The organism is Bacillus canaveralius (assembly GCF_002860125.1).
In the GTDB taxonomy this organism is placed as follows: domain Bacteria; phylum Bacillota; class Bacilli; order Bacillales; family Cytobacillaceae; genus Bacillus_BJ; species Bacillus_BJ canaveralius.
Map to the genome: position 1 here is coordinate 1 of NZ_PGVA01000027.1, position 15228 is coordinate 15228.

The 15228-nt window shown below is 43.6% G+C and carries 13 protein-coding genes; all 13 read left to right on the forward strand.

Annotated elements, in window-relative coordinates; all coding sequences use genetic code 11:
• The first annotated feature begins 575 nt into the window (after positions 1 to 575).
• The 13 genes from CU635_RS12100 to CU635_RS12160 all read left to right on the forward strand — a co-directional run bounded on the left by CU635_RS12100 (position 576) and on the right by CU635_RS12160 (position 15209).
• Positions 576 to 1502 (forward strand): ABC transporter permease, encoded by a 927-nt coding sequence (locus tag CU635_RS12100; protein WP_101577634.1) that lies wholly within the window; start codon positions 576 to 578, stop codon positions 1500 to 1502.
• A 13-nt stretch (positions 1503 to 1515) separates the two neighbouring features.
• Positions 1516 to 2355: an ABC transporter permease gene (locus CU635_RS12105; RefSeq protein ID WP_101577635.1), complete on the forward strand. Its 840-nt coding sequence runs from the start codon at positions 1516 to 1518 to the stop codon at positions 2353 to 2355.
• 51 nt (positions 2356 to 2406) lie between these two features.
• Positions 2407 to 3393, forward strand: coding sequence for a succinylglutamate desuccinylase/aspartoacylase family protein (locus tag CU635_RS12110; protein ID WP_180956487.1), 987 nt, complete (start codon positions 2407 to 2409; stop codon positions 3391 to 3393).
• A gap of 75 nt (positions 3394 to 3468) precedes the next feature.
• Entirely contained in the window at positions 3469 to 5025 is a 1557-nt protein-coding gene (locus tag CU635_RS12115; protein WP_101577637.1) for an ABC transporter substrate-binding protein, read from the forward strand.
• A gap of 121 nt (positions 5026 to 5146) precedes the next feature.
• Entirely contained in the window at positions 5147 to 6109 is a 963-nt protein-coding gene (locus CU635_RS12120; RefSeq protein ID WP_101577638.1) for a succinylglutamate desuccinylase/aspartoacylase family protein, read from the forward strand.
• A gap of 102 nt (positions 6110 to 6211) precedes the next feature.
• Positions 6212 to 7186: a succinylglutamate desuccinylase/aspartoacylase family protein gene (locus CU635_RS12125; protein ID WP_180955734.1), complete on the forward strand. Its 975-nt coding sequence runs from the start codon at positions 6212 to 6214 to the stop codon at positions 7184 to 7186.
• A 41-nt stretch (positions 7187 to 7227) separates the two neighbouring features.
• Positions 7228 to 8220 (forward strand): succinylglutamate desuccinylase/aspartoacylase family protein, encoded by a 993-nt coding sequence (locus CU635_RS12130; RefSeq protein ID WP_101577640.1) that lies wholly within the window; start codon positions 7228 to 7230, stop codon positions 8218 to 8220.
• Entirely contained in the window at positions 8217 to 9227 is a 1011-nt protein-coding gene (locus CU635_RS12135) for an ABC transporter ATP-binding protein (RefSeq protein WP_101577641.1), read from the forward strand. The genes CU635_RS12130 and CU635_RS12135 overlap by 4 nt, the downstream gene beginning before the upstream one ends.
• Positions 9211 to 10212 (forward strand): ABC transporter ATP-binding protein, encoded by a 1002-nt coding sequence (locus CU635_RS12140; RefSeq protein WP_101577642.1) that lies wholly within the window; start codon positions 9211 to 9213, stop codon positions 10210 to 10212. Before CU635_RS12135 ends, CU635_RS12140 begins: the two co-directional genes overlap by 17 nt.
• A 280-nt stretch (positions 10213 to 10492) precedes the next feature.
• Complete coding sequence (locus CU635_RS12145) at positions 10493 to 11122, forward strand: helix-turn-helix domain-containing protein (RefSeq protein ID WP_101577643.1); 630 nt, start codon at positions 10493 to 10495, stop codon at positions 11120 to 11122.
• A gap of 308 nt (positions 11123 to 11430) precedes the next feature.
• A complete protein-coding gene (locus tag CU635_RS12150; RefSeq protein ID WP_101577644.1) occupies positions 11431 to 12000 on the forward strand; it encodes a helix-turn-helix domain-containing protein in 570 nt (189 codons plus the stop codon).
• Positions 12001 to 12087: 87 nt separating this feature from the next.
• Positions 12088 to 13436 (forward strand): IS3 family transposase gene (locus CU635_RS12155; protein ID WP_101577645.1). Its coding sequence is split into 2 segments (ribosomal slippage): positions 12088 to 12532 and positions 12532 to 13436, totalling 1350 coding nucleotides; the frame shifts between segments, so codons are not numbered across the junction.
• 549 nt (positions 13437 to 13985) lie between these two features.
• Positions 13986 to 15209, forward strand: a complete 1224-nt coding sequence (locus CU635_RS12160; protein ID WP_101577646.1) for an ROK family protein — start codon at positions 13986 to 13988, stop codon at positions 15207 to 15209.
• Positions 15210 to 15228 lie beyond the last annotated feature (19 nt).

Sequence of the window (15228 nt, forward strand, 5' to 3'; positions counted from 1 at the left end):
GATGACCCGCACGTACGGATCTGTGAGAGGCGCATGAAATTGTTCATGCGCCTACTCTATTTTATCTATGTTGTTATTTGTTTTTACTATACCTGACAAACTTTAAATAGATAACAAATTTGAACATAACTTAATTGTATAAAAAAAGTGAAATTATACTTAACAAAAGTATTGATTACCACCTTAGGATAAGTTATTATAATTAATAATTATTAATATTCTAAATATTCATTAATTAAATCATATTTAACTTAAGAGCTCAAAAAGGCTGAAAAAAAGTCAATTAATGACTTATTTTTATACATAATAGCCAGAAATTAAAATATAGTTAATGAACTGGACTAGCGTAGAATCTGGCAGGATTAAATATAATTAAAGAATTTTGGTTTCATTAATCCAATATAAGTTAACTCTAATTTAATTTATGAAGATTTCGTTTAAAACGGAAAAAGGTAAAGCAGAGTGAGTGACATTTACTGTAACCATCAATTATGAGGAGGTGATCGCGGTACATATAAAATGTTGATTTAATTGATGCAGATACCAGCTCGTCATGGAAATTTAGGGGAGGTGAAATGATGGGAAGATTTCTTTTAAACCGTTTTTTCCAGGCGATGATTGTACTTGTGGGTGCATCGGGAATTGCTTTCTTCATCCTTAGAGTTATTCCAGGCGATCCTGCGACCCTCATGTTACCTGAAAATGCCACTGAAGAGGAAGTTAATCAAATGAGAGAATCCATGGGGTTGAATCTTCCTCTTTGGACACAGTACATCGTTTATTTTAAACAAATGCTTGTATTGGATTTTGGAGACAGTTTAAACCGTGGATTGCCATCCATGCAGCTGATTGTTGATCACTTGCCGGCAACGGCCATCCTGGTATTCTGGGCGATGGTGATTGCCATTGTCATTGCGATTCCACTTGGAATGTTAGCAGCGGTAAAGAAGAATAGTTTATCCGATTACGCGGTAAGTATTTTGGCGATGCTTGGCCAATCGGTTCCGAGCTATTGGCTGGGGATGATGCTGATTTTGCTGGTGGCGGTACGATGGGATCTTCTTCCGACATCCGGCTTTGGCAGCTGGAGCCATCTGGTTTTGCCAGCCTTTACTTTAGCGGTTTATCAGCTGGCTTTGATCGCGCGGTTGATGAGGTCGAGTATGCTTGATGTCATGCACAACGATTATGTCAGGACAGCGCGCGCCAAAGGCTTGCCAGAGAGAATTGTTCTTTTCAAGCACGTATTTAAAAATGCATTGATTCCGACGATCACGATGATCGGGCTCCAGACGGGTCAGCTGCTAGGCGGGGCCATCATTACGGAATACATTTTTTCCTGGCCGGGACTTGGATTCCTTACCGTTCAGTCAATTCAATTCCGTGACTATCCGATGATTCAATCGCTGGTAATTATATCTGCATTGGTCTTTGTCATCATCAACCTTATTGTTGATATTTTATATGCCGTTATCGATCGCCGAATCGTTGTGGATTCCTAAGGAGGATGAAAATATGTACTCTACCCTTCAGCGGGTTAGCCAAAGAAAAATTGCGGCTGTTGGACTCTTTCTTCTATTGATTGTCATCATCATCGCCGTCATAGCACCGTTGATTGTTCCAATGAATCCAGAGGAGCAGAACATTGTAGAGAGGCTGCAGCCTCCTGGTTGGACAGATGAAGAAGGGGTAAAGCACTGGCTCGGTACTGACCAGTTAGGCCGCGACGTATTAAGCAGGGTTATCGTCGGCTCCCGGGTTTCGATTATGGTTGCTGCAGGTGCCGTAATCATTGGCGGAACGATTGGTCTTATTGTTGGTCTTGTTTCCGGATATTCCGGCGGATGGATCGACAGCGTGTTAATGCGGATCGTCGATATGCAATTGGCCTTTCCTTTCTTATTGCTGGCTCTTACGATGGTCACGATTCTCGGGCCAAGTGTGATGAATGTCGTGCTCGTCCTTTCTGTCACAAGCTGGATTTCTTATGCCAAAGTCGTAAGAAGCTCGGTTCTATCCATCAAGCATTTAGAATTCATAGAGGCGACAAGGGCAATAGGGGCGTCCAGATTCACGATCCTGTTCCGTCACATTCTTCCGAACATCATATCTCCCTTTATTGTCGTCGCCAGTTTTCAAGTGGCTACCTTAATTATTGCCGAATCCTCCCTTAGCTTTCTCGGTCTTGGCGTTCCCGCCAGCCAGCCAACGTGGGGGGGAATGCTGGCCGATGGAAGAGAGTATATGTCTGATGCATGGTGGATTGCTGTTTTTCCAGGAATGATGCTGATGGTTGTAGCGATGAGTGCCAACCTTTTTGGGGATGGCCTGCGTGATGCGCTTGATCCGCGCTAATTATACCTCAAGCTTCTATTAATCTTTTTGACAGAGGAGTTGAATAGGAGATTGTCAGAAATCACAACCATTCATAGTTTAGAAGAATTAGAGCACAAGACCGGCGAGGTCCATGCCGCACGACTTCCAATTGGAAGCCTTCCTGATTGTACCGAATTCTCCATTCCCGTTCTTGTTGGGGAAGGAAGCGAACCAGGACCGACTTTACTCTTAACTGCCCTGATCCATGGTGTTGAAATTGGTGGCTACGATGTAATAAGACGTTTGATCCGGGAAGAAATTGATTTTAAAAAGGTCCGTGGGCGCGTAGTGGCAGTACCTATCGTCAACCCATTTGCCCTTGCAGTATCCAACCGCTTCACCCCGCAGGATTCTGCGGATCTGAATCGGGTTTTTCCGGGTAGTGCGAACGGAACTCTTAGTCATCGGATTGCCCATACTTTGGTCGAAAAAATTGTAAAGCACGCTGATTATGTTGTTGATTATCATTCTTGTAATCCGCCTTCCTGTGTCTTTACGATTGTGGACGCTGAAGGAAGCGCAGAAGTACAGGAAAAGTCAATGGGAATGGCGCAGGCATTCGGTGCCATAACGGTTGCCCCTTCTGACAAAACTCAGGGAACCTTTAGCGGATACTTATCCTCCGTTGGGAAACCAGTGATCACACCGGAGCTCGTCTTCTCCCGCCGGTTTGATCAGTTGAGTTCTGACGCTGGAGTAATAGGAACTCTGAATGTCATGAAATACCTAGGTATGATCGATGGCCAGCCACAAGAGTTGCTGGGAACCCCACCGTTTAAACGGGGTTTACGTTACACTGCTCTTTTTGCGAAAACAGGCGGCTTCATCTACTTCAGTAAGAAAGTAACAGACCATGTTGAAAAGGATGAAGTAATTGCGACCATCCGTAACCCATGGGGTGAAGTGGTGGAAGAAGTAAGGGCTCCCGTTACCGGGATGATTATTGCGTACCCGATGGCGGGGAACCAGGCTTTGACGACAGGGGATAAGATCGCGTATTTTACCTCGGATTTTTAGTATCAGCATTTTGATAAGGGGTTTCATGCATTAAAAGGATAGATTGAATCAACTATTAATGAGGGGGTTGTGAATGTGTTTAAGAGATTCCGAGTATCTGCATTGCTGCTGGTTATGATTTTTTTACTAGGTGCGTGTTCTGCCGTTAATTCAACATCAACGAAGGATAAGGAAGATGGAAAGGAACCTCAAAAAGCGGAAAAGAAGGAGCTCGCGATTGCTACTGGTTCGGATCCGATCAGCCTTGATCCCCGCAAAACATGGTCAGGACCCGGCTACAGCATGAACTCTCATATTTTTGAACCTCTCGTTTTCCGTACCATTGAAGGTGGCAAGGTGAAGATTGAGGGCGTACTTGCAGAGAAATTTGAGAACGTCGATGATCTAACCTGGAAGTTTACCCTTCGCCAGGGCGTTAAATTTCACAACGGAGCGCCTCTTACTGCCAATTCTGTTAAATTTACAATTGACTCGATCAACGATCCTAATTTCAATACCCCGCTTAAAACATGGCTGAGAGACGTTGCAGAAGTAACAACGGAAGGAGATTCTGTCGTTATTATTAAAACGAAAACACCAACAAGGGGATTAATCAGTTCTCTTGCCCAGGTGCCAATTGTAGAACAGGGTGCCGTAGAACAACTGGGTGAAGAATATAATACAAAGCCTGTAGGGACCGGCCCGTATAAGGTCGTTAAGTATACCCCTAACAATGAATTGCAATTAGAACGATATGATGGCTACTGGGGTAAGGCCGGAGTTAGTGATACGATCCGATTCAAAATTATGCCTGAAAATGCGGTTCGCTTGGCAGCACTTCAACGTGGTGATGTCCAGATCGCTGAAACGATGTCGACAGACAAAATTAACACGATCAAGAACGATCCGGAGCTGGATGTTTCCATTACAAAAACACTTCGCGTTGACTTCTTAGTTTTAGAGTTTAAAAACAAATGGATGGCCAATCAAAAATTCCGCGATGCACTTTCACTGGCTGTGGACCGAAAAGGTTTAGTGGATAATGTTCTAGGCGGTACAACGATTCCTGCTTCCTCCGTATCTCCTCCGGGAACAATCGGTTTTAACGAGGATCTGCCAGTTTATGAATTTAACCTGGATGAAGCGAAGAAGCTCCTTAAGGAATCTGGTTACGATGGATCTCCTATCAAGATGGGTGCTCCGATCGGCCGCTACGCCATGGACAAACAAATTGGTGAAGCGATCGCCGGTATGCTTAAGAAGGCAGGAGTTAACATCCAACTGGAATCCTTGGAGTGGAGCTCCTATGTACCGAAAACGGATGAAGATGCTTACGACATCTGGTTTATCGGTGCAACAGACTTTACGATCAATCCAAGCAAGCACTGGGATGGTTACTTCTATTCCAAAACATCTGAAAACAACTATGCAAATCCTGAAATTGACAAGTTGATGGATCAAGCCATCCAGACCATTGATAACGATCAAGCGGCCGGGCTTTATATGAAAATCCAGGAGATCCTTCATAAGGATAAGCCTACACTTCCGCTTTACTACGAGCCGCAGATTATCGGTGTAAGAAAAGGCCTTAACAACTTTGCTCCAAGACTTGACGAGTATGTAAACGTTTCTGGAGCCGAGTTTACGAAGTAATAAATTATCCCACATTAGCGGGCAGTATGACCCCCACCTCAAGAAGTTGAGGAAATCGAGTATTCTAGGTGGGTAAACTGTTTCAATTTATCGAAAAACTGTTTGAAAAGGAGGCTATTTATTGAAGACGATTGGAACAGCCGAAGTCATCCGGGGTGAGAAAACGAAAGGTTATTTACAGGTAGGAACCGATACAGATGGATCTCCATTTCAGGTACCAGTACTGATTGCGGCAGGGGAAAACGATGGACCGACCGTTTGGGTCCAGGGAGGCATTCACGGCGATGAATACGGAGGCACAGCATCCATCATCCGATTTTTTCAGGAGCTGGACACCAGCCAGCTCCGCGGCAACTTTGTCGCATTGCCAGTAGTAAATCTGCCTTCTTTCAAGGCCCGCTACCGGACTTCCCCGGTGGACGGCGCTAACCTGAACCGAATTTTCCCTGGGGATCCGAAAGGAACTTATAGCCAGCGGCTAGCACACGCATTATTGGAGTCTGTCAAAGAAAATGCGGATTATGTGCTTGACCTTCACTCTGGTGGTATCGGACTCCATGTCGATTACTTCATGATTTGCAGATACGCAGAAACGGAAGCCTCCAAGAAATCAATGTGGCTCGCCGAGCGTATGGGTGCAGAAGTCATTTGGCGGGTTGAAGGAGAATCAGCTACAAGCGGTGTTGGTACGGATCACATCACGAAAAGCGGTATTCCTGCTGTAACCATCGAGGTTGGAGGAGGAAATGTGTCAGAGAATCATGAACGCCTCTATAAAGAATCGATTGAGAATGCCTTTAAGGCACTCGACATGCTCCCGGGTGAAGCACCTGTTCAAAAGGAATATGCCGTTTATAAAGAGGGTGACTTCATTTTTGCGGGCCAGGGCGGATTGTTTGTTCCCGCTTGTAAGGTAGGTTCCATTTTAAACAAGGGCGATTTGATCGGTTCGATTATCAACCTTTATGGAGAGGTCACAGAGGAGCTGCGCTGTTCTTCGGATAACGCTTACCTTGCAGCGACGGGGCACCGCTACTGGCCTTTACATCCTGGACAGCTGGTTGCTGAAACTTATACGGCCTGAACAAAAAGTGCCTTCCAGGAGTAAAAGTTTTACCCTGGAGGCTCCTTTTTACAGAAATAAGAGCTAAATATTCGTTTTATAAACATGGAGGAGGAAAACGATTTGAAAACCATTGGAACAGCACAAGTAATCCAAGGTGAAAAAACTAGAGGATACTTACAGGTTGGGAGCGATACAGATGGATCAGCTTTTCAAATACCGGTATTAGTGGCTTCCGGGAAGGAAGATGGGCCAACCATTTGGGTCCAAGGCTGTATTCATGGTGAAGAATATGGCGGAGCGGCCTCGATCATCCGATTCTTTCAGGAATTGGATCTCAGCCAGGTACGGGGTACCTTTGTTGGCGTTCCGGTTACCAATCCACCTTCGTTTAAAGCAAGGAGCCGAATTTCTCCTCTTGATGGCGCCAACCTGAACCGTATTTTCCCGGGGGATCCGAAGGGTACGTACAGTCAGCGATTAGCCCACGTATTGCTTACAACGGTCCAAGAGAATGCTGATTACGTGATCGATTTACATTCCGGCGGTATTGGGGCTGAAGTGCCTTTCTATATGATCTGTAAATACGACGAATCAGCAGCGGCAAAGAAGTCGTTTTGGCTGGCAGAGCGTATGGGTTCAGATGTTATTTGGCGTTCTGCAGGGGAAGCAGGGACAGGTGGAACGGGAACGGCCCACACAGTCAAAAGTGGCATTCCTACTGTTACCGTCGAGTGCGGAGGAGGAAATGTGACGGAGGAACATGAACGTCTTTTTAAATTCTCCATTAAGAATGCTATGAAAGCGCTCGACATGCTCCCAGGTGAAGCTCCTGTACAAAAGGAATATACCGTAATCAATAAAGCGGATTTCCTTTTTACTGGAGAAGGCGGATTGTTTGTTCCGGCTTGTAAGGTCGGCGATGTTTTAAATAAAGGAGACCTGATCGGCTCGATTATGAACCTTTATGGTGATATCACTGAGGAAATCCACTGTCCTTTAGACAATGCCTACATCGCTGCAACTGGCCACCGTTATTGGCCGACTGAACCAGGGCAGCTGATTGCTGAAGCAATCCCAGTAGAAAGTAAAAAGTAGTCAGAATTTTAATATTGATAAAAATTAAGGGAGGCTATTCCATGAAGACAGTTGGTACAGCGGAGGTTATTCCGGAAAAAAAAACAAAAGGTTATTTACACGCTGGAACAGATACGGATGGTTCTCCTTTCCAGCTTCCCGTTTTGGTTGCGGCGGGGAAGGAGGAAGGGCCAACGATTTGGGTCCAGGGTTGTATCCACGGTGACGAATATGGGGGAGCTGCCTCGATCATCCGATTCTTTCAGGAATTGGACCTAAGCAAGCTTCGCGGGACCTTTGTGGGCGTCCCGGTTACGAATCTACCTTCCTTCAAGGCACGATACCGGACTTCGCCGCTTGACGGTGCCAATTTGAACAGGATATTCCCTGGTGACCCGAAAGGAACATATAGCCAGCGTTTGGCTCATACATTGATTTCCACTATTTCAGAGACAGCCGATTATGTGATTGATTTGCACTCGGGCGGCAATGGTGCGTACGTGCCATTTTACGTTATCTGTGATTACAACGACACCGAGGCGGGCAAGAAATCGTTGTGGCTCGCTGAGCGTATGGGAGCAGATGTCATCTGGCGTTCTGAAGCAGAAACAGATATTACAGGTACCGGAACGGCCCAGCTTGTAAAGAACGGCATTCCTGCTGTCACGGTCGAATGTGGCGGTGGAAATGTCACGGAAGATCATGAACGCCTCTTTAAAGAATCCATTGAAAATGCGATGAAAGCTCTTGAGATGCTGCCGGGCCTGGCACCTATTCAAAATGAATATACTGTGATCAATGGGGCGGATTTCTTTTTTACAGGCCAAGGGGGTTTGTTTGTTCCGGCTTGCAATGTCGGTGATGTTTTGAATAAAGGAGATCTGCTCGGGTCGGTTATGAACCTTTATGGTGACACTACAGAAGAGCTGCACTGTCCTTCCGATGATGCCTACATTGCGGCTATTGGCCACCGATACTGGCCGGTTCACCCTGGCCAGCTGATAGCCGAAGCTATTCCGGTAATAGAACGGTTTTCAAAGGAAAAAGGGTCATGAAACCGCCTATTCTGGAGGTTCATGACTTAGCTGTCAGTTTCCATGGGAAACAGGGAGTTGTACCAGCCGTTGACGGTGTATCTTTCGAGATACAACCGTCCGAGACGGTCTGTATTGTCGGCGAGTCTGGTTCAGGCAAGAGTGTAACCTCGCTTGCGATCATGGGGCTTTTATCCAAACCGGCGGGCAGAGTAGATCAGGGTCATATTTTATTAGAAGGTGAAGATTTACTTAAAAAGAGTCCGAAGGAAATGCGTAAAGTGCGTGGAAATGATATTGCGATGATCTTTCAGGAGCCGATGACTTCGTTAAATCCTGTGTTTACCGTCGGTGACCAAATCGCCGAGGCCCTTCGTTACCACAAAGGATTGAGCAAAAAAGAGGCCATGAAAAAGTCGGTGGAATTCCTGCGATTAGTAGGTATTCCTTCCCCGGAACAACGAGTGCACGAATATCCCCATCAGCTTTCTGGGGGAATGAGGCAGAGGGTCATGATTGCCATGGCTTTGACTTGCGATCCTAAGCTGCTCATTGCGGATGAACCTACAACGGCACTGGACGTAACGATTCAAGCCCAGGTGCTGGAATTAATGAAGGGACTGAAAGAGAAGCTCGGTATGTCCATCCTGCTCATCACTCATGATTTGGGTGTTGTGGCCGACATGGCTGACAGGGTCGTGGTCATGTATGCCGGAAAGGTAGTCGAAGAAGGGAGTGTCTGGGAAATCTTCGAGCGCCCTAATCATCCTTATACATTAGGCTTGCTAGAAGCTATGCCTTCCCTTGAAGAGAAAGGGGAACGGCTGCAGACGATTAAAGGTGTCATTCCCAATCTTCTCCAGCTTCCAACCGGGTGCCGTTTTAACCCCCGTTGCCCTTTCGTGTCTGATCTGTGCCGCCAATCAGAGCCTGAGCTCGAAGAAGTAGGAGATGGTCGGCGGGTGGCTTGCTGGCATTATAATAAACTTCAGGAAGTGGAGGTGACCAAGGGTGATAGAACGGGCTGAAACTCAACCGGAAAAACCACTTCTTGATGTGAAAAATATTAAAAAGTATTACCCGGTAAGCAGTAGTTTTTTTAACCGGTCTTCGGGGTATGTGAAGGCTGTTGACGACGTATCATTTTCGGTGAAGGCTGGCGAAACTCTTGGGATTGTCGGTGAGTCTGGGTGCGGAAAGTCGACTTTGGGAAGGAACATCCTTAGATTACAGAAACCGACAGCCGGACAAATTATTTACGAGGATAAAGACATTACCAAGTATCGTGAGTCAGAGCTGCGAAAGGTTCGCAAAGAGATGCAAATTGTCTTTCAGGACCCTTACGCTTCTTTAAATCCTAAACATAAGGTCGGTGAAATCATTAGGGAGCCGCTAAGGGTGCATAGGGAAGGTTCAAAGGCCGAGCAGCTCGACAGAGTGAAATGGCTTCTTGAAAAGGTGGGGCTCGAGCATCATCATGTAATGAGATATCCTCATGAATTTTCAGGAGGGCAGCGGCAAAGGATTGGTATCGCCCGGGCACTCGCTCTGAATCCAAAATTGATCGTTTGTGATGAACCGATCTCAGCTCTTGACGTATCCGTCCAGTCACAGGTCATCAATCTCTTCCAGGATTTGCAAGATGAACTAGGGCTTACCTACCTTTTTATTTCACATGACCTTTCCGTCATCCGGCACGTCTGTAATCGGGTTGCGGTCATGTACCTCGGTAAAATCGTCGAGCTCGGCGAAACAGGGGATATCTACCATGAGCCTGCCCACTCATACACGAAGGCCCTTCTATCGGCCATTCCGCTTCCAAATCCATTACAGCAGAGGAAAAGGGAAAGGATCATCCTCCAGGGAGATGTACCGAATCCGATAAATCCACCGGAAGGCTGCCGGTTTCATACCCGTTGCCCAATCGCTACAGAAATCTGTAAAAAGGAAGAACCAAAGTTTGAGGAGAAGATGCCGGGCCGCTGGGTTGCTTGCCATCATCATCTGGCCTAATGAGAGGTATGAGGTTGGAGCTGGCTTTGAAAGAATTATTAGAGAGCCCCCGGGCAACAGTTCCGGGGGAATGATTGGGAAGCTCATTACGGCATTCGCGTGCAAGTTTTTTGAGGATGTATGAATCGTTTAAAGATCAACAAGAAATCTACCTTTAACAGAGAATTCACAGTGGTAACACTTTCATATATAACCTCATCCAAATGAATGGGGTACAGCCGGATGGTGCCATTTTCTGCTCTCAAAGTATCTGCAACTAGCAATACGAGGAGGAATTCATTTGGAGTTCGGGAAGAAGATACGCACTATTAGAGAAGAACGGGGTATGACAGTCAAGCAGTTAGCGGAACTGGTTGAGTGTACACCAAGCTTTATAAGCCAGATTGAAAGAGAAATGGCGAATCCTTCTATCAATACATTGAAAAAAATAAGTGTCGGCTTGAAAGTATCATTAGCGGACCTGTTTGAAGAAGAATCACGTTCTAGTGATCCGGGGAAGAAATACATTGTCCGAAGAAACGAAAGAAAAAGATTCAAGAGTGAGATTGAGAACACGGATATTCAACTATTAACATCCTCTGACATTGATAGTAAAACTATTGAAATGCATTTACTGATTGTAGGTCCAGGGGGCAAGAGTGAAAAGTTATATACCAATCATTCTGAAGAAGTCGGATATGTCTTAAAAGGATCCATCACGATTCTTTTAGGCGATAATCAGTTTGAATTAAAAGAGGGAGATAGCATTTACTTTCCAGGCAATATTCCTCATGGCTGGGAAAACAACTCCGATACTGAAGCGATAACCCTTTTTTCTGCCACACCCGTATTAATCGGGAAAGGCGAAAGATTAGTTTCAGGAAATGCCCATTTTATTGTAGATCCCCTAAACAAAACATGTGATTTCTGATTGAGCACTTATTGAATTCATTTTTATGAGAAATTTTAATTTGAGAATTTATCGTACAGCTGAGTTGGCATTTTAGATAAAAATAGGAAACTATTAAATAAAATATTCACTGGATATTCATCCAAAAAAAGGGAATATGTTATAATAAATTGAGAAATGCTTCATTCCTTGAATCAGCTTGAAGGTTGTCCTTTTAGCACCTGTTATCCAATGGCAAAGAGCCTGTAAAGAGGAGGAGCACGATTTAAGGAAAAACAACAAATAAAATGTGCCATTAACATTTAGATTAAGCTCGGGAGGAAAAAGCATTGGATATTGGACCGAAAATCAGAACACTTCGAAAAAATTTAAACATGTCAGTCCGGCAGTTGTCAGAATTATCGGAATGCACACCCAGTTTTATTAGCCAAATTGAACGAAATATAGCAAATCCATCCATCAATACTTTAAAGAAAATTGCAGATATATTAAATGTCCCTTTGATCCATTTCTTTGAAGAAAATACGAACCAAAATGAATCGGAAGATGAATATATCATAAGAAAAAAGCGAAGGAAAAAACTGAATAGTCCAGCCGAAAAAGCAGAAGTTTTTTTGCTAACTCCTACAAATAACATGAGAAATATTGAAATGCATATGATCGTCATCGAACCTGGCGGCAAGAGTGATAAGCTTTATGTCAACAGTGCCGAAGAGGTCGGTTATGTATTAAAAGGGAAATTAACCTTGTATTTAGGTGAAGAAAGATTCGAAGTGAACGAGGGAGATAGCATCTATTTTCCTGGCAACCTCCCGCATGGATGGGCAAACGAAAGTAATACTGAAGTCATTACGTTGTGGGCAGCTACTCCTCCAATAATAAGAAATAAGTCCTTTTAAGTGAATGGTTTTATAACGAACCCCAGATTTTATTGACCTGCACCCCAATTGTTAGACACAACTAACAATTGGAGGTGTAGTTTTTTTATGGGGAAGTTTTCATTTGAAGATAAACTGAAGGCCGTACAAGATTATCTTGAAGGAAAAGAGTCTTATCGAGACATAGGAAATCGAATAGGTACTGATCATAAATCTATAGTAAAATGGGTCGCTCTCTATAATGCTCATGGTCCAGATGGTTTGAAATTTAGGTATACAAATTACTCTGCTCAATTTAAAATAGACGTACTTAATTATATGAACGAAACAGGGACGTCTCTTTTAGAAACAGCTGCTATCTTTAATATTTCAGCTCCAACGACTATTTTGCAGTGGCAAAAAGTTTTAGAAGAACAAGGTACAGACGCCCTTCATTCAAAGAAACGGGGGCGTCCATCGATGAAAAAGGACCCAAAGAAAAAACAACCAGTAGAGGGCTCACCAGAAGCACTATTAGCTGAAATTGAACGTTTACGAATGGAGAATGCGTATTTAAAAAAGTTGAATGCCTTAGTTCAAAACAAGGGAAAATCACCAAACAAGACAAAGCGCAAGTAGTCTATGAATTAAGGCAACAATTTCCGGTGAAAGCACTTCTACAGCTCGCAAACGTTCCGCGTAGCACGTACTATTATTGGGTGAAAAACTTGGATCGTCCTGATCCGGATGCAGAGCTGAAAGTATTGATTCAAACCATTTATGACGAACACGAAGGTCGTTATGGATACCGTCGAATTCGAGATGAATTGGCCAACCGAGGACAAAAGGTTAATCATAAAAAAGTTCAACGTATCATGAGGGAGTTAGGGTTAAAATGTCTTGTTCGTATGAAGAAATATCGCTCGTATAAAGGGACAGTGGGCAAGATTGCACCAAATATTCTAGATCGCAACTTAAAGGCTGAAAAGCCAAATGAGAAATGGGTCACAGATATTACGGAGTTTAAATTATTTGGAGAGAAATTGTATCTATCGCCCGTACTTGATTTATTTAATGGGGAAATCATTACATATACAATCGGATCTAGACCGACGTATTCCCTTGTTTCTGAAATGTTAGAGAAGGCATTTGAACGGTTATCAGAAGAAGATGAGCTCCTGATGCATTCAGATCAAGGTTGGCGTTACCAAATGAAAAAGTATCGTAAAGCATTAAAAAAGAAGAACATCACCCAGAGTATGTCACGAAAAGGCAACTGTTACGACAATTCTGTGATGGAAAACTTTTTCGGCATTATGAAATCTGAGTTTCTATATCTAAAAGAATTTGAGAGTATAGAACATTTTAAAAAAGAATTAGCGAGGTATATCGATTACTACAATCACAAACGTATTAAGGCAAAACTAAAAGGCCTAAGCCCGGTTCAATACCGAGTTCAGACCTTACAAGCTGCCTAATGAAATAACCTGTCTAACTTTATGGGGTCACTTCATTCACTGGGGTTTTGGTTTTTATAATAATGGAAAGCTTGAATTTGGAAATTCCTGTCGCTCATTATAAAATGAGAGGTGGATACGATGTCAGAAAATACAAAAATAGTAAATGAACAAATTAGTTAAGCACCACACAATCTCCTTTTTTAGGAACTATTTTTTGCCGAGTATTTAATTGGGAAACAGAAATTTTATTTTAATCACTAGCCGAATGGCAAGTGGTTATTTTTTTTCTATTTCAGTTGAAAAATGAAAGGAATTCTAATCATCTTTTTAGAATACATTCACGACTTTATTTATTCTGACTATAACTTTTCAAATTAACTATAAAAAGTTACAACACTAAATTAAAAATGAACAAGATTATGGTTGCTTTTAAAAAAGATTTTGCAAACTTTATTTACTGAATATTTATACTTTTTATAATTGACTGTAAAAAGTTATGATTTTATATTAGAAAGCAAGCAGACAGCCATTAGAAAGTAAGATTGATTCCGAAAGGAGACTCCAATATTGACTGTTCCGAAAATAACGATGAAGGTTTTACAGGCTATTCGGCGGAATAAAAAGCCCCTTTCTAAAGCAGAACTTGTCCAGATTACCGGGTTAAGTTTAGTGACAATTACCGAGCATGTTGAAACGTTAATAAGAAGTGATCTAGTGATGGATTTTGAGGTTGGACATTCAACCGGTGGCCGGAAACCAAGGCTTCTATCATTCAATGCCGAAGCTGGATATATTATTGCCGTTGATCTTGAGTCAACCCACGTACACGTTGGCATACTCGATTTAACCTGCAGCATTGTCGTATCAAGATCGAGCTTAATCGACGTAGCCCACGGACCTAAGGCCGTGCTGGAGCAAATCAAAGATTTGGTGCTTCTCTTACTTGATGAAAGCGGTATCGATCACTCTCTCATCAAAGGAATTGGCATGGGTGTACCTGGACCGGTGGAATACAGCACAGGATTACCGGCCTCACTGCCCATTATGCCGGGCTGGGATCGCTTTCCAATCCAACGATTCTGGGATCAATACTTCGATTGCCCATGCTATGTTGATAATAATGTTTACACGATGGTGCTTGGGGAGCATATGGTAGAATCAGTTTCCGAGATTGATAACTTCATCTTTCTCAAAGTAGGAAATGGAATTGGTGCAGGGACTATCTGTAATGGAAAGATCTATCGAGGCGCTTCTGAGTATGCCGGCAATATCGGGCATAACAATATCGGCCATGATCTCTTATGCTACTGCGGAAACCGGGGCTGTTTGGAAGCGTTGGCAGGAGGGAGAGCAATTTCTCGAAAAGCGGAACTCATTGCCAGGGAAGGGAAAAGCAAATTGCTCCATGAGATTTTGCAAAGGAAAGGAAAAATCACTATGGATGATGTGAAGCTTGCTGTAAGAGAAGCGGATCCAGTAATGGTTGAGCTCATCCGCGAATGCGGTTTTCAAATCGGCAGTGTCCTGGCCGGTCTTGTCAATTTCTTCAATCCTTCGCTCGTCTGTATCGGAGGAAGTGTAACGGAAACCGGCGATGTCTTACTGGCATCGATCAGGCAGGCAGTCTATCAAAAGTCACTCCCCCTAGCAACTAGAGATTTAGTGATCCGTTCTTCCTATCAAGGGGACAAAGCAGGCATCATCGGAGCGGCGGTACTGACAGTTGATAAAATCATCGATGATTCACTTATCCGTACTAAAGAAGGAATCTACTCTTTTTCCTACAAATAAATTTTTCTCTCTAAATATG